24 protein-coding genes are annotated in these 19,216 nt (G+C 58.8%); 16 read left to right on the forward strand and 8 right to left on the reverse strand.

All coding sequences use genetic code 11. The features are described 5' to 3' along the window. Window positions 1–468 precede the first annotated feature (468 nt). From FHS96_RS28780 to FHS96_RS28795, 4 genes are all read left to right on the forward strand, one after another. A complete protein-coding gene (locus tag FHS96_RS28780) occupies window positions 469–849 on the forward strand; it encodes a hypothetical protein (protein WP_429600122.1) in 381 nt (126 codons plus the stop codon). Between the two features lie 210 nt (window positions 850–1,059). Beyond that, a complete protein-coding gene (locus FHS96_RS28785) occupies window positions 1,060–1,380 on the forward strand; it encodes a hypothetical protein (protein ID WP_429600125.1) in 321 nt (106 codons plus the stop codon). 373 nt (window positions 1,381–1,753) lie between these two features. Continuing rightward, window positions 1,754–2,443, forward strand: coding sequence for an RHS repeat-associated core domain-containing protein (locus tag FHS96_RS28790; protein WP_429600127.1), 690 nt, complete (start codon window positions 1,754–1,756; stop codon window positions 2,441–2,443). A 14-nt stretch (window positions 2,444–2,457) separates the two neighbouring features. Continuing rightward, complete coding sequence (locus FHS96_RS28795) at window positions 2,458–3,099, forward strand: hypothetical protein (RefSeq protein ID WP_429600129.1); 642 nt, start codon at window positions 2,458–2,460, stop codon at window positions 3,097–3,099. 639 nt (window positions 3,100–3,738) lie between these two features. On the opposite strand, the gene FHS96_RS28800 is transcribed toward FHS96_RS28795, so the two are convergent. Continuing rightward, entirely contained in the window at window positions 3,739–4,368 is a 630-nt protein-coding gene (locus tag FHS96_RS28800; protein WP_429600132.1) for a tyrosine-type recombinase/integrase, read from the reverse strand. 335 nt (window positions 4,369–4,703) lie between these two features. Between FHS96_RS28800 and FHS96_RS28805 the strand changes: the two genes are divergently transcribed. The 8 genes from FHS96_RS28805 to FHS96_RS28840 all read left to right on the forward strand — a co-directional run bounded on the left by FHS96_RS28805 (window position 4,704) and on the right by FHS96_RS28840 (window position 9,479). Continuing rightward, a complete protein-coding gene (locus FHS96_RS28805; RefSeq protein ID WP_429600135.1) occupies window positions 4,704–5,045 on the forward strand; it encodes a hypothetical protein in 342 nt (113 codons plus the stop codon). A 364-nt stretch (window positions 5,046–5,409) separates the two neighbouring features. Continuing rightward, window positions 5,410–5,742, forward strand: coding sequence for an ArsR/SmtB family transcription factor (locus tag FHS96_RS28810; protein ID WP_429600138.1), 333 nt, complete (start codon window positions 5,410–5,412; stop codon window positions 5,740–5,742). An 8-nt stretch (window positions 5,743–5,750) separates the two neighbouring features. Continuing rightward, window positions 5,751–6,182, forward strand: a complete 432-nt coding sequence (arsC, locus tag FHS96_RS28815; RefSeq protein WP_429600141.1) for an arsenate reductase (glutaredoxin) — start codon at window positions 5,751–5,753, stop codon at window positions 6,180–6,182. Beyond that, window positions 6,179–7,240, forward strand: a complete 1,062-nt coding sequence (gene arsB, locus FHS96_RS28820; protein WP_429600143.1) for an ACR3 family arsenite efflux transporter — start codon at window positions 6,179–6,181, stop codon at window positions 7,238–7,240. Before arsC ends, arsB begins: the two co-directional genes overlap by 4 nt. Further along, on the forward strand, window positions 7,237–7,461 hold the full coding sequence (locus FHS96_RS28825; protein ID WP_429600145.1) for a GNAT family N-acetyltransferase: 225 nt from the start codon (window positions 7,237–7,239) through the stop codon (window positions 7,459–7,461). The genes arsB and FHS96_RS28825 overlap by 4 nt, the downstream gene beginning before the upstream one ends. Window positions 7,462–7,467: 6 nt before the next feature. After that, complete coding sequence (locus FHS96_RS28830; RefSeq protein ID WP_429600148.1) at window positions 7,468–7,671, forward strand: hypothetical protein; 204 nt, start codon at window positions 7,468–7,470, stop codon at window positions 7,669–7,671. Further along, a complete protein-coding gene (gene arsH, locus FHS96_RS28835; RefSeq protein ID WP_429600152.1) occupies window positions 7,668–8,408 on the forward strand; it encodes an arsenical resistance protein ArsH in 741 nt (246 codons plus the stop codon). The genes FHS96_RS28830 and arsH overlap by 4 nt, the downstream gene beginning before the upstream one ends. A 606-nt stretch (window positions 8,409–9,014) precedes the next feature. Then, the gene (locus FHS96_RS28840; protein WP_429600155.1) at window positions 9,015–9,479 is read left to right on the forward strand and encodes a hypothetical protein; all 465 of its coding nucleotides are present in this window, start codon (window positions 9,015–9,017) and stop codon (window positions 9,477–9,479) included. 318 nt (window positions 9,480–9,797) lie between these two features. Here FHS96_RS28840 and FHS96_RS28845 read toward each other — a convergent pair whose 3' ends face one another. Together FHS96_RS28845 and FHS96_RS28850 are read right to left on the reverse strand one after the other, a co-directional pair. Continuing rightward, window positions 9,798–11,237, reverse strand: a complete 1,440-nt coding sequence (locus FHS96_RS28845; protein ID WP_429600157.1) for an IS1182 family transposase — start codon at window positions 11,235–11,237, stop codon at window positions 9,798–9,800. Between the two features lie 80 nt (window positions 11,238–11,317). Further along, window positions 11,318–11,662 carry a DUF7677 family protein gene (locus tag FHS96_RS28850; RefSeq protein WP_429600160.1) on the reverse strand — a complete coding sequence of 115 codons (345 nt, stop codon included), beginning with the start codon at window positions 11,660–11,662 and terminating at the stop codon, window positions 11,318–11,320. 501 nt (window positions 11,663–12,163) lie between these two features. Here FHS96_RS28850 and FHS96_RS28855 point away from each other — a divergent pair. The 3 genes from FHS96_RS28855 to FHS96_RS28865 all read left to right on the forward strand — a co-directional run bounded on the left by FHS96_RS28855 (window position 12,164) and on the right by FHS96_RS28865 (window position 14,246). Then, window positions 12,164–12,877, forward strand: coding sequence for an imm11 family protein (locus tag FHS96_RS28855; protein ID WP_429600164.1), 714 nt, complete (start codon window positions 12,164–12,166; stop codon window positions 12,875–12,877). A 381-nt stretch (window positions 12,878–13,258) separates the two neighbouring features. Next, window positions 13,259–13,687: a hypothetical protein gene (locus FHS96_RS28860; RefSeq protein ID WP_429600167.1), complete on the forward strand. Its 429-nt coding sequence runs from the start codon at window positions 13,259–13,261 to the stop codon at window positions 13,685–13,687. A 334-nt stretch (window positions 13,688–14,021) separates the two neighbouring features. After that, window positions 14,022–14,246 carry a DUF7660 family protein gene (locus FHS96_RS28865; protein ID WP_429600187.1) on the forward strand — a complete coding sequence of 75 codons (225 nt, stop codon included), beginning with the start codon at window positions 14,022–14,024 and terminating at the stop codon, window positions 14,244–14,246. A gap of 289 nt (window positions 14,247–14,535) precedes the next feature. Here the strand turns inward: FHS96_RS28865 and FHS96_RS28870 are convergent, their stop codons facing one another. The 5 genes from FHS96_RS28870 to FHS96_RS28890 all read right to left on the reverse strand — a co-directional run bounded on the left by FHS96_RS28870 (window position 14,536) and on the right by FHS96_RS28890 (window position 17,886). Next, entirely contained in the window at window positions 14,536–15,009 is a 474-nt protein-coding gene (locus FHS96_RS28870; RefSeq protein ID WP_429600170.1) for a hypothetical protein, read from the reverse strand. Between the two features lie 525 nt (window positions 15,010–15,534). Next, a complete protein-coding gene (locus FHS96_RS28875; RefSeq protein WP_429600172.1) occupies window positions 15,535–15,873 on the reverse strand; it encodes a hypothetical protein in 339 nt (112 codons plus the stop codon). Between the two features lie 70 nt (window positions 15,874–15,943). Next, window positions 15,944–16,588 (reverse strand): SOS response-associated peptidase, encoded by a 645-nt coding sequence (locus tag FHS96_RS28880; protein ID WP_429600174.1) that lies wholly within the window; start codon window positions 16,586–16,588, stop codon window positions 15,944–15,946. An 11-nt stretch (window positions 16,589–16,599) separates the two neighbouring features. After that, window positions 16,600–17,229, reverse strand: a complete 630-nt coding sequence (locus FHS96_RS28885) for an SOS response-associated peptidase family protein (protein WP_429600177.1) — start codon at window positions 17,227–17,229, stop codon at window positions 16,600–16,602. A gap of 30 nt (window positions 17,230–17,259) precedes the next feature. Continuing rightward, window positions 17,260–17,886 (reverse strand): hypothetical protein, encoded by a 627-nt coding sequence (locus tag FHS96_RS28890; RefSeq protein ID WP_429600180.1) that lies wholly within the window; start codon window positions 17,884–17,886, stop codon window positions 17,260–17,262. A gap of 697 nt (window positions 17,887–18,583) precedes the next feature. On the opposite strand from FHS96_RS28890, the gene FHS96_RS28895 reads away from it, so the two are divergent. Then, a complete protein-coding gene (locus FHS96_RS28895) occupies window positions 18,584–18,955 on the forward strand; it encodes a hypothetical protein (RefSeq protein ID WP_429600182.1) in 372 nt (123 codons plus the stop codon). The last annotated feature ends 261 nt before the right edge of the window (window positions 18,956–19,216 follow it).

Consider the following 19,216-nt stretch of genomic DNA (forward strand, 5'->3'; position numbering starts at 1 on the left):
CGAAGAGCACGAGGCGCTATTGAGACGAAGATCCCGCATTCGGGACAGCGCGGGGTTACGATAAGGCCCGCCCGACGGGCAATATCCGGAATCGCCTCTTACCTCTGCGGCACCAGCGGCTATGATAGCGATCATGTTGCAGAGCAGATTTCAGGCTCGCATGCGGCGGGCACCCAACGCGGAGCCTATGTGGGGCGTCTATACGCCTCTAAGCGGCACTTGGCTGCCCATCTTATACCTGACCCAAAGGGAGGCAGAGCAAGCAGTCGCAATTCTTTCAGCTGCGGATAGCTCCCTGCGGCGCAAACGAAGGTGACCTGAAATCGTCTACTCCTGGCGCAAAGCGGACGAAGCACGCGGGAAAAGTGCCACGGCAGATCGCGCCCAATTGCTGCCGCTCCCAGTTCGGATAGGGTGCCCCACCGGGGAAGGACAGACATGCCAAAGCGAATGACAGAGCGGTACGACGTGGCGCGCATGCGCGTGATGCGGGGAGAGCTGACGAGTTGGCCGAACACCGCAACTGTCCCGCTCAGCGACATCATTGATCCTCTGGTGCCGAACGGCCTCGTCTACCATGTTTTTCGCGATATTCCTGAGGATTCGGGACTTGAGCTGACCGTCCTGGTAAACGGCGAGGTGCTAGTTAGCTTCGAGCTGCCTTGGATAATGACGAGAAACTTTTTCGGCAGAAAAAAGCATACGTATCTCGCCGGCGGTACCCCTTACGATGTCGAAATTCGGACGCTAAAGCAGTTCCGGCAGGATTTGGGACAAGGAAAGCCGCGGATTTTGTTGGATCACGCGGTTGCCGACGCTCGCGGCCTCCTACAATCGAACAGCAGCTAACCACTCACTTTGCGACGTTTCCTGGCTCCCATCCTAGCGCGAACCGGTTCGCAGGCGGACAACCGGGTTGACCGCTTTCGGGGACGCCTGGATCGCTGGTACTCGACGGATCCTGGCGCTAAGCGGACGTGAGGCCGGGAAATTGGATCATGGCCGCTCGCAACCAATAGCGGGCATTCCATTCCCGGAATGAAGTGCTAATCTGCGGTAATGGAACTCTCGGAACAGCTACAGTATTTTCGCGGCCGCTGGCCGGATGAGGTTGTGCCGGAAGGCGAGGCAGAGTGGAGCCTCTATGAAATCAGTCGCACGCAGGACGCTGTCCTAAGAACGGTTGACCTCTACTCAGATGGAAGAGTGACAAGAAATAGCATCGAGATCGAGCAGCGGCATGGGGATGATTGCCCATCCCTCATCGACACCTCCCTAGATGATGGGTTTGGTGACGCAGATTTGATTGCAATAGACCGCGACGAGTTTGAGCAGCAGTGGGAGCGCGGAACCGATGAGCCGTTCTGGTTCGTCCGCTAACCACCCACATTTCGCCGTTCCGCGTGCCGGCTGCCGCCTGTGCAGACGACCGCAACGGGACGAATTGGTTGGGCAGCTCGCGGAGCCGCCCCCGGGGAGAAGCGGGCGCAGCTGGTGGCCGCCAGGCACCGTCCGGTTTCGAGCCACAGCCTCGGTGACCGCGACGACGAGATTTGGCGCGAAGCGGACAATCGCGGCGCACCCGGAATCTAGGCTTCTACCACCTGTCGCCTGACGGCAAAAGTCCGCTATGCAGCACTCATGAATCGGACCCTGCGTAACACAGATCGGACGTTGCTCATCCTCGACCTTGATGAGACGCTTATCTATGCGACCGAGTCGGCGCTCGACCGACCACCCGATTTTGAGGTCTATGGGTATTACGTCTATCGGAGGCGCGATCGGGCGCTTCATGCAGGCCGATCCCGTAGGATATTCAGCCGGGCCGAACCTGTACACCTATGTCTCCGGAGATCCGGTGAACCGGGTTGATCCCACGGGGGCCGCTGACATCATTGTCACCGCTCGTGATAGCATTGCGAATGGTGTACCCGCAGGGGGCGGCGGTTTGGGGCTGGGCTATACCGGCAGCACAACGGTCGATGATAACGGCTGGGTAATTACCGTATGGGAGGTCAAGAAACCCAGCCGCCAAGTGGCGCCTGGCGGTGGAGTAGCAGAGCCCTCTATCCCAGGAGAGTGCAGCAGCCTCCCAGGCTTTGCAGAGATGGACGAGCTGGCACGATCGCTCATGTCGAAGTTTGACAAGCGCAATAATCCCATACCATGGCTACGTGGAATATTCATACATGTACAGTTCAGCCTAGGCGTTGCGCTTCTCGGTCCAAATCATCACATTAATGTTTCGTACAAAGGTGGAGCTCAGGCTGGATGGTTCGACCTCGGATCTGTCCGTCCTGACGCCGTTTATGGGAATCCTGAAAGACCATTGTATGTTGTTGAGCTAAAAACAGGCAACGCTAGACTTAAAGATCCGCAGCTATCTAATTATCTTAAGAATCTGCCGAAGCCACCGCGGATTTGCGAGATATATGAGAAATAGATTACGGGTGATTTATGATCAATGAAATTAGAGAATTGGCTGGAATGGCCATAGACAATGCAAAAAAACGTCGAGAAATATCTAAAATTCTGCTAGGTGCTGGGTTTAAGAATTTGGGAAAAGGGGCGTGGCTTGGATATCAAGGAGCCGATATAGCTTCGGGACTAAGATTAAATGGGTCGTCGATAGACACATACATATCTACGTTTTTGCTCCCTAAATTTGACAATCTCGATTTTATTAATCTTTCTCTTGGTGAAAGGCTGGTCCGATACACCATTGGTGAGGACACTCTTATAAGAACTCAGAAGGCGATTAACGATTACAAGTCGAGCGTGTGGCCCGTAAAAACGCCATCCGCAATGATAACGTTCATTAAGGAAAGCGGCAACCCAGGAGCGTATGCAACGTGGGCCATATATCTTTGCCATTTGAGAAACGGTGAATTTGAAAATGCCATCAATTCGCTAAGCGAGGAAAAAATCGAACATCTTGGATCGAGAATGCGAGAAAGCTTCGATGCGATTCACCCGTTTGTGATAGCATGCGATAATTTGAATGTCCGCAATATGCTGGAGGCTTGGCGGATAGAGTCTGCCCGCCTTTTTCGTAAGTCTGATGATGAATTCGATGTATTTCGAGATGATGTTGAATAGCATGTTGATAGAATTAGCTGCAATTTGACTCCGAGGTCATAGCATTCAGAACAGCTCAGCGCTTGCTGCTCCAGCGGAAGGCTCTTCCGCCTAATTGCAGGTTCCTGAAAACGGGGGCTTCTGAAATGCCTGCGCGGAGCCGGGCCAGTAACGCAAATCTGCGGGTTGTGCTTTGTCAAATTCGCAAAAGGGTATGCTGCGCACGGGTTTAAAAAAGATCGGATGCTCATGCGGGTGAGCTATGCAAGGGTCAGCACCAACGCCAGACCTCCGAGCTACAGCTCGATAGGCTCTGTCGCGCCCGGTGCGACCGGGTATTCACCCCACCATTTGAGAATGCCCATCCGCGATTTTTCAAACGACATCTGAAAACATAGGTCAGCTACCAGCTGTGCTCCGGTTGGCAACGGACGGTCGCCACCCCTCGAGCGACTCCTGTCTTCGGCGGAGCCGGCGTATGGCGAGAATGTCGCGAACCGGGGCTCCCACCCACAATGAGATGTACATTGCTCCATCAGTGAAATGTCCGAAAAGGGGACGAAGCGGCGTGACGGCTTAAGGGCGTGATCAGGGCGAAGCTGACATTGCCGTTCGCGTTAAGCAACGCGTGGTCCACTGCCGAGGCAATGGACCAACTCGTCAGATTTCGGTGCTCTCCGCAAGTGCAAGCGCGTCTTCCACATCGACGCCGAGGTATCGGACCGTATTCTCGATTTTTGAATGACCAAGAAGGATCTGCACGGCTCGGAGATTTCCGGTGGCCCGATAAATGAGCGCGGCTTTCGTTCTTCGCAGGGAGTGGGTTCCATACTCTTCGCGCCTGAGCCCTATGCCGGTGACCCATTCCTCGACAAGGCGAGCATATTGGCGAGTGCTCAGGTGGCTCGCTTCGTTGACGCGGCTCGGAAACAAGTAGTCGCTTGCCCCTCCTCCGCGGCAGGCAAGCCACCTCCCCAGGCTAGCCCGCGCATCCTCCATCAGCTCGAACTGGACGGGCCTCCCTGTCTTCTGCTGAACAATGATGGCGCGGCTTCGCACCGTGCCGGCGCTAATGAGATCACCGATCTTTATGGTGACGATGTCGCATCCTCTCAATTTGCTATCGATCGCAAGGTCGAACAAGGCGCGGTCGCGTATCCGCCGCCCTTGATCCAGAAGGAAGCGAATCGACCATACCTGGCGCGGCTTCAGAGGCCTCTTGGCTCCAACCTTGCGTCCTGCGTTCCAGGGCTGGGGGGCGCAAACTGGATCGAAACGTGACGTTCCCATGCTTCATCTCCCTGGCCAAAGCGGCCAAGTGCTGAAACGCAGCCGGCACCCCGCTGGGGAGCGGCTGTCAGCTCCATCAATCGAAACGCCGCTATCGAACGGGCTGGAAAGGCTCCTCGGTGGGCGGCGACCAATTAGCGGGAGGCGATCTTCATCCTTCTCGCATGATGGCCGCTTCCGGGTCACTCTCGGTCATCCCGGTTTGACGGATCCTGGCGCTAAGCGGACATCGGTGCAGAAAATGTATTGCAGGGGTGCCGCCCCAGAGTCGACAGAGACAGCGGCGCATTCCTTCCTCCCTTGCGGACATTCGCTCAGCGTGACAGCATCGCGCCATGAACATCAAGATCGTGCGACGACCCATCGGTGAAGCTCCCGAATGGGTGAGAGACGCATGGATCGGTTTGTCGCTGCCATTGGCGTCGAAGCGCGAGTGTGATTGGCGAAGTTTGGGCGTGTTGACGGGGCCACGTCGCTGGTTTTCGCAGCTTTGGGCGATCTTCTCTGGGAAGACCTTCGTGGTGAGAGGCTACATGGTGAACGCCAGGGCGGCGGTAGATCAGCTAGCCGACCATCATCCAATCGCCGCTGCGTCGTGGCGGGAACACACGCCCCACATGCTGACCGGCCACCGCTACTTTGTGTTCGATGGTGCAGCTTGCGAGCACGAGCGTTAGTAACGGCCGGTAGCTTCTCAGTGCTTCAAGTGCAAAACGGACTGGCTCCTGCCCACCACATTTCACCGTTCCTCGCGCCGGCTGCCGACTGTGCGGACGGCCAAACGGGGAGGAATCGGCAGCTCACGGAGCCGCCCCCGGGGAGAAGTGGGCGCAGCTGGTAGCCGCCAGGCACTGTCCGGTTTCGAGCCACGGCCTTGGCGACCGCGACGACGAGATTTGGCGCATGGCAGACGTCAGTTGCCACCGTTTCTTCCGGCAACGCCGGACCAGACCCGGTCTTTCGTGACCAAACGGCCAAGATCGGCTTCTGACAAATTCAGACGCTTCTTGTATCAATCCATATATCCGTTAACATGGATATATGGACAACGACGCAGCCATCTCGGCTCTAGGCGCGCTCGCGCAGGGCACGCGCCTCGACGCATTCCGCTTGCTGGTCCGCCACGAGCCTGAGGGCATGGCCGCCGGCGAAGTCGCCAAAGCGCTCGATGTGCCGCAGAACACGATGTCGGTACATCTCGCGACGCTGGCCCGCGCTGGGCTGATCCGGTCCGAGCGGCGCAGCCGCATCATCAACTACCGCGCCGATCTCGACCAGTTGAAGGCGCTGACCCTGTTCCTCGTGAAGGACTGTTGCGGCGGCAAGGCGGAGCTTTGCGAGCCGCTGATTGCCGAGCTTACCCCCTGCTGCTGAAGGCTCCCATGACCGTCGATATCATCATCTATCACAACCCCGAGTGCGGGACGTCGCGCAACGCGCTGGCGATGATCCAGAATGCCGGCATCGAGCCGCACGTCATCGAGTATCTGAAGACGCCGCCCAACCGCTCGCGTCTCGTTTCGCTGATCGGCCGCATGGGCATCACGCCTCGCTCGCTGCTGCGCGAGAAGGGCACGCCCTATGCCGACCTTGGCCTCGGCGACCCGGCGCTGAGCGATGATCAGCTCATCGACGCGATGGTCGAGCATCCGATCCTCATCAACAGGCCGATCGTCGTCTCGCCGCTCGGCGTGAAGCTGTGCCGTCCATCGGAAGAGGTGCTGGGCCTACTGCCGGCCCGGCAGCGCGGTGCTTTCACCAAGGAAGATGGCGAGAAGGTCATCGACGACGCGGGCAACAGGATCGGCGGATGACCACCGCCGTTCCGGCCAAGCCGGGGATCAGCACATTCGAGCGCTATTTGAGCGTGTGGGTGGCGCTGTGCATCGCGGTCGGGATTGCGCTCGGCTATGCTTTGCCGAGCCTGTTCGCCGCCATTGCCTCGGCCGAGATGGCGCGCGTCAACCTCGTGGTGGCGGCGCTCATCTGGCTGATGATCATCCCCATGCTTCTCAAGATCGACCTCCGCGCGCTGGGTTCGGTGCGCCAGCACTGGAAGGGCGTCGGCGTCACCCTGTTCATCAACTGGGCGGTGAAGCCCTTCTCGATGGCGCTGCTCGGCACGCTGTTCCTGGGTTGGCTGTTTCGGCCTCTGCTGCCGGCAGGCGAGGTCAGCTCCTATATCGCCGGCCTGATCCTGCTGGCTGCGGCCCCGTGCACGGCGATGGTGTTCGTCTGGTCCAACCTCTGCGAGGGCGAGCCGACTTACACGCTCAGCCAAGTCGCGTTGAACGACGTGATCATGGTGTTCGCGTTCGCACCGCTGGTCGGCCTGCTGCTTGGCGTCGCCTCGATCACCGTGCCGTGGGATACGCTGCTGATCTCGGTCATGCTCTACATCGTCGTGCCGGTGATCGTCGCGCAGGTGATCCGCAGCGCCGTGATCGGATCGGGCGGACAGGCTGCACTGGACCGGCTGTTGGCACGACTCGGGCCTGTCTCGCTGCTGGCGCTGCTCACCATGCTGGTGCTGCTTTTCGGGTTTCAGGGCGAGGCCATCATCGCCCATCCGCTGGTGATCGCGCTTATCGCGGTGCCGATTCTCATCCAGGTCTATTTCAACGCAGGGCTCGCCTACTGGCTGAGCCGCCGGTTCGGGGTGGCGTGGTGCGTGGCGGCGCCCGCTGCGCTGATCGGTGCCTCCAACTTCTTCGAGCTAGCGGTCGCCGCCGCTATTAGCCTGTTCGGGCTCAACTCGGGCGCGGCGCTGGCGACGGTCGTCGGCGTGCTGGTCGAGGTGCCGGTGATGCTGTCAGTCGTCTCGATCGTGAAGCGGACGCGGCCCTGGTACGAAGCGAGAGCGACGGCATGACCCAGATCTATTTCGCGGAGGCTCGGCACGCCGATGATGTCTTGCGGCTTGCGCTCGCCGCCGCCCAGCTCCCAACCGACGATCTTGGCGGTGCCGACCAGATGTTCTTCAGCCTGTCCGACGATGAGGGGCTGATCGGGTTCATCGGTCTGGAAGGCAACGGCGCTGACCGGCTGCTCCGCTCGCTGGTCGTGCTGCCAACCCGGCGCGGCAAAGGATAAGGCCGCATGCTGGTCGAGCGCCTTGAAGGCGTCACCGATGGCGCGGTCGAGCGGCTGCACCTCCTCACCAAACGTAGCGCCGAGTTCTTCAGAGGGCTTGGATATGTCGACGCCGATCGCGACGCGGCGCCGGCGTTCATCGCCGCGACCGCACAGTTCACATCGCTGTGCGGTCCGCGCGCGACCTATCTCGTCAAGGACCTTGGATGACCCGTCTCCGCGCGCTGACCGACCCCGATCATCTCCCCGCGCTTGATAGGAGCATTGTGATCACCCGGCCGGGTGCGGGCCTCGGCGACGATCAGCCGCCGCCGCGCATCCTGCTGCTCTACGGGTCGCTGCGCGAACGCTCGTTCAGCCGGCTAGCGGGCGAGGAAGCGGCGCGGCTGCTGATCCTGTTCGGCGCCGAGGTGCGGATATTCGATCCCAGTGACCTGCCCTTGCCCGATCAGGTGAAGGGCGATGATCATCCCGCCGTCCATGAGCTGCGGCAGCATGCGCTCTGGTCCGAAGGCATGGTCTGGTGCAGCCCGGAGCGCCACGGCCAGATCACCGGCATCATGAAGGCACAGATCGACCATCTGCCGCTGGAGTTCGGCGGCATGCGCCCGACCCAAGGTCGCACGCTCGCGGTCATGCAGGTGTCGGGCGGGTCGCAGTCGTTTAACGCGGTCAACACGTTGCGCCTGCTCGGCCGCTGGATGCGGATGATCACCATCCCCAACCAGTCGAGCGTGGCGATGGCGTTCAAGGAGTTCGACGAAGCCGGCCGCATGCGCCCGTCGAGCTATTATGACCGGATCGTCGACGTGATGGAGGAGCTGGTCCGGTTCACGATCCTGACCCGCCCGCACGCCGACCAGCTCGTTGACCGTTACTCCGAGCGGAAGGCCGCACAGGCGAAGCGTGACGCCGCAGCTGATCTTGCCTCGCGCGCTCTCGGCTGATGGCCCCAGGGTTGCCCGCCACCTAGACTTAGAATGATCGCTTATTTTTCGAAAATTGCCATTCGGCCTAACTCGTACGAACGGCGGCAAAGGCCCGGATGGTCACGATGCCGTGCGCGGATTGTCGGACGGGATCGGCGCCCGCTATCGAGTGAGGCGGAAACTGGCCACCACGGCAAGGGCTGGCGCTAAGCGGACGGAGCTTAGACGCGCAGCGCCAGCTACGCCTAGACCGATCCTAGAGGTCGAGCAGAAAACTGAAGCGGTCAGGCCGGGGGGGCGACGGGTCTGGTGCATAGAAGGTCGAAGCTCGCGCTACGCTTTAACCAGCCGACGCGGGATCCCATTGCGGCAGCGGCCCGCTTGGAGCATATCAACTTCATGCTCGCTGAAGTCCCTTATACATTCTTGCTGCGTGCAAAGATCTCTCATGCGTGTGAGGCACCGAACGAATGGGCGACGGTGATTTCGTTGATGCAGACCGCCTCCCTTCGTTCTGCCTGATGATTCCGGCGGGCTACTTCGATGGTGTCCTATGGTCGCATCGCACAAATCCGCGCGCAGTCTCTGTCTCCTGAACGGCGACAGTTGATCGGAGGAGGTATGGTGGCGATCGTCCTTTTAGATAATCTTCGATCTCTAATAAACGTAGGCCTTCTAGCTGTTCCGTTTGTAGCCGGATGCTCGGCAAATGATATTGCACGTGATTTTGGTAAGCCGATCGGCATTGTCCAAATGTCGGAGGATGGATCACTAAAAATCCGTATGCATGATGCACAATCAGGCGCTGGCACGCAGATAATCAGACCGAACGATGAATACTATCGCGATTATGTAGGCATCTACGGAGAGATAAAACCCGGAGAATCTAAGTCAATTTTTCCTTCAATTGGAATCGTAAGTATGCTTTCTGATGGTACAATCGAGTACGCTCTTCACGGCATTGGAAAGAACGAGCCGCTGTTTATGACGGTGGGCCAATCAAGGGCAGGCGATCCTGACTACGATAGCTGGATTTCAAGAGTCGGAGGCATAAGGCCGGGAGAGACTAAAGAAGTACCGCCGTATTAGAGTCATCGCTATCCGGCGGAATTCGTGGTGGCTAAATGCCGCCGTGTTTTATGCATGCGAGCTTGGCGGCCGGATTGGAGATGCAACCGCTTGGTGGCTATCGATTTAAACCAGCGTAATCAGCCGCTGTAGCCTGTAAGCTGGATCCGGCCGCTTCCGGCATGCCGGTGGCCTGGATCTTCGGCATAAGCTGGCGCAAAGCGGACGGTAGGCCTGAAAATTGAACCACGACCGCTCGCGCCCCAGGCCGTGTGAAAAGGCTGCGCAGGGCGCTGAACGGCGACGATGTAGTACGGCGACGCCGGGTCGCGGCCTTGCTCAGGAGGCAAGCGAGGCTAGCAGCTTGCGGCTACCAACGATGTTGAGGACTCGGGTCAGATTATAAGCGAGAACATGGAGCGCCATTTCTGTTGAGACGCGCGGTTTAGTTCTTAAGAGGAAGTGTGTCGCACCCATTCGTGCCTTGAGAGTACCGAAGGGGTGCTCGACGGTCTGCCGTCGCAGGCGCATGGCATCAGCGCTCGCATCGATTCGATCCTGCATGGCCTCAAGCAAGTGCTCGTGTTCCCATCGCGTGACGCGCCGCTCCGGAGCCGGTGTGCAGCTGCCTTTGATCGGGCACTTGGGACATGCGCTCGTCCAATAGCGCCTGACCGTTAGCCCCGCTTCCACGCTGGTGAACCGGTATGTCAGCGCCTCGCCGGCCGGGCAGCGATAAACATCCTGCTCAGGCAAGTAGACGAAGTCCTGCTTGCCAAATCGCCCGACGGCTTTGGCTCCAGAGGTCAGTGGCTTGGGCAGTGTGACTGTGACACCGGCCTGTTCGCTGGCGAGGATTTGTTCGCCGGCGAAGTAGCCGCGGTCGGCGACCACCTCTAGGCGCTCAGCGTCGAGAGCCTCCTTGGCTTTGGTTGCCATCCCGCTGAGCTGAGCCCGATCGGTCCCGATGTTCGTCACCTCGTGGGCGACGATGAGATGGTTGTCGGTATCAACCGCGACCTGAACATTGTAGCCGACCACGGCCGTGCCGCGCCCACCAGAAGACATGGATCGCGCATCTGGATCAGTCAGCGAAATCTGCTGATCCGGCGTAGCAAGCATCTGCGCTTCCAGTTCATCGAGGCGCTTCATCTCGTCTTCGAGCTTGGCAATCTTCTCCTTGAGCCGGCCTGTTTTGGCAGCAAGTACCTCAGTGGGCGCCTGACGGTCGGCCGTGTCGAGCTGCGCCAGATACCGCGCTACGCTCTCCTCGATTTGCTTTCGCCGGCCCACCAGCTTGCCCTTTGTAAAGTTGCGATTACGATTGTTCACCGCCTTGAACTTGCTACCGTCAATGGCGACAGTTCGGCCTGTAAGCAGGCCCATTTCGCGGCACAGAAATACGAAGCGGCTGCAAACCTGGCGGATTGCAGTGCCGTTATCACGGCGAAAGTCTGCGATTGTCTTGTGGTCAGGTGCGAGGCACCCCACGAGCCACATCAATTCGACATTGCGACTTGCCTCCCGCTCCAGGCGCCGGCTCGATTGTACGCGGTTTAGATACCCATAGATGTAGAGCTTCAGCAGAACCGATGGATGATATGAGGGCCGTCCGGTCGCGGCCGGCTCCACGCCGTCAAACCCAAGCCCCGCAAGATCCAGCGCATCGACAAACGCGTCGACTACCCGGACGGAGTTATCCTCATCGATCCAGTCGTCAACGCAGGCAGGGAATAGCGTGGTCTGGGTGCGATCCGCACCAGCGATGAAGCGACCCATTCGATCCTCCAAACTGTAGGATCATCGTACCATAGCAACCCGCGTTTTCACACAGTCTGACCCAGTAGCGGACATACCGCTTATCGCTTCGGGACCGGCCAAGGTAGCCTATCCTCGCGCGGAGCTGGTTCGTGCAATTCAGTTTCCCAATCGGCGAACGGCGGATCAGGAGCTTCGCCTGTCACATACTGCAAGATGTACTGGGCAGCCCGTCGTTCCGCCCACTTGGCGTTCAAAACCGAGCCGCTATCATCTAGCTCGATGACGTTCGCGAAGATGGCGAACGTCTGCTCAAGACTGCTCGGTTCCTCGAATATGCATGTGTAATCGATGCCATCGAGCAGCGGGTTTCCAACGGATCTGTTCGCTATCCAAAACGCGAACGTCCTAAGAGCGCCGCTAAATTGATGGCTCAGGCGAGTCACAGTGATCGCTCCAAACGATGGCAAAGCGTTTAGTTATCTGTTTGACCGATACATTGTCTACGTCCGCTCTCCACCACATTTCTGCCGTTCCGCGCGCCGGCTGCCGACCGTGCGGACGACCGAAACGGGACGAATCGGTTCGGCGGCTCACAGAGCCGTCCCGGGGAGAAGTGGGCGCAGCTGGTGGCCGCCAGGCCCTGTCCGGTTTCGAGCCACGGCCTTGGCGACCGCGACGACGGCCTTCGCTAAGCTGACATGCCCATTATGCATTTCCCTGCGTCTGTCCCATTCAGACACGAAGCTGCCCGCCATTATTACGCAGCTTTTTGGAAAGATGGTGGCGATGACCCACAAAGGCGCCCATAGTCTGGAGATGCTGCGCAAAACCGCAAAACCTTTGACCCGGCTCATCGGGCTAGCTTGTACGCATCGAGATTGCCGGAGAGTTTGTTATCGATACGAGGCTATCGCTGAACTGTCGCATAACGGGAGGAGCCGACAATGAGTGGCAAGCCGTCCGATACTAGAAGGCTCTATTTCGCCATGGACGAGGACGCTGCTGCATCGCCGGGAGATTATAAATTCTTAAACAGGCGAGAGGTGCTTGACCACGACATGCCGCTGCGCGGGCTCAGAACCTACCACGATTACGAACGAGGGGTTGATATTCGTTTTGGCCTACCAAAACTAAATGCCACTCCGTCAATAATATTTGGGCAACTCCGTCACCAAGTCAAGGACTTCTATCGGTCGGCATTTACCATTGTGTCTAATGCCGCAAAGGAGATCATGCTCCAAGTCGACCCTTCAGGAATAGAGTTCGCAAAGTGCGCTGCAGTCGACTGGGAGGGCAATCCTCTCAATCCATACTGGCTTGTTGCCGAGACACGCATTGATCAGATTCATGATCATGAGCGATCGGTCGTAAGGTATGCGAATCAGCTTGGCGGAGATGCCCGACATTGGGTGCCGAGGGGAATTTCGGATATATATGACTTAAGCATGCCAGATAATTTCAATGAATCGACTCGGATATTTTCTTTGAAAGGCGCCTCACAGACACTCATTGTAGATGAAGTCTTGGTCACGGCTTGGCGGGCGGCTGGACTGACCGGCGCTGAATTTACGCCACTGTATCCGCCGACAGCTGCGGACCGGGAACGGCATATGCGCGTCTACAACCGCAGCTACTGGGAGTCGAACGGGTTGCTATAATACGGCGTGGAAGACATTCGAAAGGGGGACCAAACGACCCAGCCGCATTCGGTTGCTGTCGGGGGAAGGCGGCCATAGACACTTGCGTCAGCGCGGATGATCGCTTCCGGGCAGGGCTCGAACGGTGCTGGTCTGCCGGTTGTGGCGCAAAACGGACGTCACGCACTTGAAGCAAACGCTGGGCTACGCCATTTCAATCTTCGCAATGTTCAAAGAGTGCAACCTACTCCGATCAACGACCGGGAGCGGATGAAAGGCGCGATGATGTCCACACGGCTAGATTGCGCAGGGGAGATAAAGCACCCAGGCTCCGCTCGCGGCTCAACCATACGCCCGGTGGCCAGTCATCAGCCGTTGCTTCGAGAGCGGATAGATTGAGACATGGCGGCTGAAGAACTTATATGGCTATTGGAAGGTGTTAGCCGTGATGGCCGGGGAGAAAACGACCTTGCGAGCGCATTACGCCAACTGCCTGAGCAAACCTCAAGCGAATTTATAGCTGCATTTTTGCAAAATGGTGACCTATCTACATCTTATATGATGATGCGGTTATCGGGCCGCGTTATAAGGCAGCAAAGTAGCATCATCAAGATTTTTTGGGCATTTGCAAATTGCCGTGAATACAGAATGGTCGAGAAATTCTATGCACGTGTCATGCCGCGCACCAAGGTGTCGACAGTAATTACTTTAGCAAAATCAGGATATTTCAAGGACATGGACAAGTTAACACGAACGTATCACGAAGGTGCTATATTGATGTGTCGCCATCTCGATCGCGCCGCAAAAAAGAGGATTGCAAATTTCTTGTGATACATCAAAACGAATCTGATCTTTCTCTGCAAAGTGAAAGAGTAGGGAGACACTGTCGAGCTCGTACGGTCCAATCCCGCGGGCGATGTGGTGTTTGCCGTCGCCATCGATAATGCGGCGAACGGCAGCTATCCACTATTTCCCACGCTTCCTGGCCATCATTTTGGCACCGACCTTTGTTCAAGGGCGATAAACAGGCCGGCCGCTTTCGGGCCGGGCTGGAGTGGCTACGGTTTGCAGATTCTGGCGCTAAGCGGACGTGAGTCGCGGAAACCATGCCATGGTCGCTGGCCCCCCATTGCGGAAATCTCCGCATTCGATCATCTTCCCGTCTATGGACCATAGCGATGTGAGCGATCGATCATCTTTTGCAAGGTATGTGGCTCAGCTACGCGCTGAACTGCATGATCCCGAAAAGAGGCAAGAATGGGAGAATCTCGATCTTTCTTCATTCTTGGAGGCGATGGCGGCGTGGGCTGAAGATTGCCGGCAACCCGCGAATAACAACCCGTGGAGGCACGCGGCGGAGGTTGTCACCGCCGCAACGGTGTATGAGTAGGAACAACCGGTTCCCACCCATTTTCGACGATCCGCATGCGGGATTCTCGACTGCGCGAACGACCGCAATGGGGAAGGAGCGGCTTGAGATGTTTCGGGGACACAATACAAAATAGGCATGTCCCGAGCCTGCGGCGGCATCCGCCTGGCGTTTTGTATTGTGTCCCCGTAACGCGACCTCGGCCGGTTTCGGGGACGGGCTTCAGCCGCAGGATTTACCGGATGTGGCGCGAAGCTGACGACGAAATATCCCTGACGGGCTGTCAGGCGCACCGCCTCAAACGACGATCTCACCGCTCAGCTCCGGGAACAAAAAGGGTTGAAACGATTCCATCCCCGTCATGATCACGAATATTCCCGTTCGACTTCGCGGCGACGTTTACGGCTTCCACTTCGATTCTTTCCACCGCCTTCTTAAATTTACGGTGATTTTTGAGTGATCGAACATCAATGCCGCGACAGGTCATAAACATTATCTCGCGTTCACTTTCAAATTGTTCTTCTTCGATTCTCTTGATGTCGATAATCTCGCCATATTGGTTCATCAATCTCACGGCCGCATTGAGTCGAGCCTTAAGCAGCACCAACTCGTAGTAAGCAGGGCCAGGACCGCCTCCTGGATGAACCGCTGGAGTGCAGCGTTGCGCTGCTGAGAATGTATTCACAGCGCCGGCAACCATTTCATGAAGCTTGGCAGACGACGGTGTGAGCGGTGCCGGCGCGAGAAATACGACAAGCAATGACACTGGAGAGACAAACGACATCTTTATGAACCTTCGTTGCGGCCGCGCTACCCCGAAGCAGCGCTTGCTGTCTCACGCCGCTCTACCACACCGATTGCTGGTGGCCACCTTCCGCTCACCCTGGCTCACCTTACCAACTGGTGAAAGAGTTGGTCGCGGTCATGCGCGGGGTTGTCAACGGAACGCGGCCGACCGCAATGACTGCTTCCATCAAATTTTGCCGATCCGCGCGCCCGTTTGCAGGCAGCGCGAATGACTGAAACGGGGACAAAACCGACCGTCCGTTTTTGGGGCCGGACCCTTGAGAAGCGGACATTGGGGGCTGACCGGACTGACGAAAAGCACTTGATTGCCGCCAACCCTCACAGCGCCAAAGCGGCTGCTCGCCCGGCCTTACAGCGGCTACACGACAAACCCTGTCGGATAGCTGGCACAAGCGGAAATCGACCGGGATGGTCTTCCGACAAGCTAAACGTAGTTCCCTGACCGTTCTATGTCATAACCCAAACACGTTCGTTAAGCTTGCTGCTTAGCGCGGCGAATGCGTCAGATGATGTTCGGCTGGATGCGACCGCCGATTGTCTCGAGCATGTGCTGCCCCCGTTCGCGCTGGTAATCCCGCATCATCCGCATCATCGCATGGATGTCCGAGCGGCTTTGCTCTGCGGCAAGCCTCAGCGCGCGCGGCATGCCGTTTGCCGGTGATGCCTCCTGCAGCATGGCGATCACGAAATGTAGGGCGTCGAGCGCGGCTGACGCACTGAGCACCGGCGCATCCACCTCTGCCGGCTGCTGCGCCGCGACGAGAGCGCGATAGATCTGCTCGACGCCGCTCAGGAAGGCAGGATCTTCGATCATGCCGATGACGTCCCGGCTCTCAACCATCTACTGCCCCTTCACTGCGCCAACTGTTCATCCCCCATGTGCCCGAATCTGCGTCATCGCGGCAGTCCCTTCACAACAGGGGCGCCGCCACCTTTCTTGGCTTGTTCCAGGGATCCGACGTACGGGTCATCTCAATGAGATCGTCAGGGAAACAGCGATCCTGAAAGCCGACGACGTCATCGAAGGAGCCTTTGAGCCAGGCATCATAGTCCTCCTCGAGCAGGAGGACCGGCATGCGATCGTGGACCGGCCGGATCGCCTCGTTGCAGTCGGTCATCACGCCGGAATACACCGCTCCCCATTCGTCGCTCTGCCGCCAGAGGCCGGCCCAGGCGAACAGTGGCCGATCTTTCAGGCTGAACCAGGTGCGCGTCTTGCCGCCTTTGGGGCCTTCCGCTTCGGCGAAGGCGGTCAGCGGTATCAGGCAACGCCAATGCGGCTTGGCCGCGAGACCCTTCCACATTGGTTTGCGCAGGTCGGCGATGTTGTTGACTGGCTTGGGCTTGGCGGTTGGCGACATGGTTTTCAGGCGCAGCGGAAACCCCCAGACCATCGATTGCAGCACGCGAGCACCGGCTTCTTCACGTACCACCATGCCGGGATAGCCCGGATAGACCTCCGCCGGCACGTTGAAGTTCGCCACATCGGGCGCCTTGACGCCGAAGAAGGCGGCGACGGCATCAGCCCCAAGCCGCTCGGTATAAAGGTTGCACACGTCCGATGCTCCTACAGCAGCCCCAACTGCGTAGACGGGAGCCCGTCACTGCGCCAGCGCGCCGTCGTCTGCTCTACCACCATCCGATCGGCGTGGAAGGGTGCTCGAAACTGGAAGCCGATCACGTCGCGGATCGAGCCGTGCAGCCAACGCTCATATTCATGCGCGTCAAGCAGCGCCGGCATGCGATCGTTGGTGGGCATCACGGCCTCGTTGGCCGCCATCGTCATGCCCGCGTAGACAGGTCCGACATCGGCAAGATTGCGCCAGAAGCCGGCCCACGCGACGACCGGCTGGTTCTTCACCGAGAACCAGGTGCGCGTCTTCTCGCCCTCGATGCCGTCCGGATTGGCGAAATGAGAAATCGCGATCAGGCAGCGGAAGCGAGGTTCCACGACGGTCCTGTTCCACATGGGGTTGGTCAAGTCCGCGACCAGTCCGATGCGTCCCGGCGGATCACCGCGCTCGCGCATTTCGCGATCGATCCGCGGGAACCCCCACGTCATGTTGCCGACGCGGCGCCGACCTTCATGCTCGATCACCACGACGCCGGGCAACCCCTCAACCGTGGCAGCCTGGGCGTGAACCGGGTCAGCCGGTTCAGCATCGAAGTGAGCGGCAACCGCCTCGACCGTCGCCATCAGGGCATTCAGGCGTGACACGGACCGGTTTCAGTTGGAACGGCTCGCACGCTCGCGAAGTTCTGCGGCGCTCCGTCGCGCGAGATCCGCGCCAAATTCGTCGGTGTCGTCTGCGAGGAACGTCGCCACCCGCTGCAGCAACTCCTCCGGCCAGGTCTCGATCATTCCGTCGTCAAAATAGTGCCGGCGCGAAGCCGGGACGTCACGAACGATCGCATCCTTGCCCGCCGCCGGCATCCAGTAGCTGACCATATCGAGGATGTTGATCGACGCGGCAGCGCCGTCCTCTCGGCGCTGATGCCAATAGGCTGGCGTTGCCTGCGCGTTCCAGAAGCAGTCGGGCAAGCGCTTCCCGAACGCCGCCGGCATGTCGATCCACAGGTCCACCGGGCTGCCATCTAGCGGCGCCTCCGACATCTCGCACCACGGCCCGAGGTCGCCGTCGTCTTCCTCCTCCTCATCCGCAAAATCATCGTCCCACATGGTGATGGATTCTGGATCCACGCCGCGACGATGAAACTCCGCTTCGATCGCGGCCACCTCCCGGGGCACATCGCCTCGTTTGAGACGGATGAGGTGCTCGAAACGAAGCTGATCATCATTGAGGTCCGAAATGTGGACTTCCACGGTGGCCTTCAGCGCTGCAGCAGCGGTCATGATGCGTCCTTCCGTTCCGATAGAACAAATATGGAACATCGCGGACGAGTCGGTCAAGCCGGCGCAACTTAGCAGGGGCGCGGGATCGGCGCCGGCCAGTTCAACTCTTGCCACGCAACCGTTAGGCCGCCCGGGGCCCGCGGCGAATGTTGGTGGCAGGATCGCTCCACAGCCCTAAACGGGCGCCGGCGATCCGCTCCCGTCTGCCGCGGGTGCGAAAAATATCGTCCAAAGGAGGTGGTTCTCATAACTGTTGACGTCGCAACTCTGATCATCGGCATTGCCATGCTGTTGATCGCATTCGCTGCTCTGGTGGTGCAGATCATCCACGCAGCCCGTAAGTAAGGCCTAGACCTTGAAACGGGGAGGGGGCCGGCCTGCCAGCCGACCCCCTCCTGAATTTTCCGGCGCCGGCCGCTGCCACGGCCGACGCCTGCTCGGAAGGGTGTTCTCACACCACCGACGTCGCGCGCTCATAAATATGCCTGATGTGCTGGTTATTCAACCGCCCGAGCGCGACCGGTTGAGGCGCCGGCCCTGCAAAGCGGCGCCTCGACCGAGAATTGAAAACATTCGGCTTCAGCCCGCCCAAACCTATGCCGCGCTGCCCACGGACACAATGCGTACCGGCTTTGCAATCCAGGGGCGGGAAGGGGAGAGGGAGGTGAGAAGGGGAACCGAGAAGGGGATCCCCATCATGCTCAAGCCCGAACTGCCCGGCGCACCGTTGCGCGCAGTTGACTATCTCGACCTCGAAGCGCTGCGCCCACCGGTCGTTCTGACTTACGGCATCGGCGTCGATTCCACCGCGCTGCTGGTCGAACTCGAAGCCCGCGGGGAGGCGCCCGATCTCGTGACGTCGGCTGATCCAGGCGCCGAAAAGCCGCTCACCTACGAGTATCAGAAGATGATGGCTGGGTGGATGGCGGCGCGCGGCATTCGCTACGAAGTGGTCAGCTATCGACTGCGCCGCTTCAAACATTATCCGCCCTATGTAACAATTCTCACCAACCTGCTCGCAAACGCGAAGTTGCCGAGTATTGGCATGGGCGCCACAGTTGCAGTCTGAAATGGAAGGCAGCGCCCCAGAACAAATTTATAGAATAATGGCAGCCGGCACAGGCCGCCTGGTCACATGGCCAGAAAGTCATCCGGCTGATCGGATATAACGCGTCACCAGCCGATACGAGACGTTTCGAATACGCATCAATGATCGATGATGATCATTACAAATGCTAGCACTACTTTGGCAGGTTGAAGGAACCGGCTGGAATCGTCGTTGATTCTCGTGTGTCAGTGTAGGCTGACGGATCAACGGCGATGGCGGTGA

It is taken from the genome of Sphingomonas zeicaulis (assembly GCF_050433225.1).
Taxonomy (GTDB): Bacteria; Pseudomonadota; Alphaproteobacteria; order Sphingomonadales; family Sphingomonadaceae; genus Sphingomonas_D; species Sphingomonas_D zeicaulis.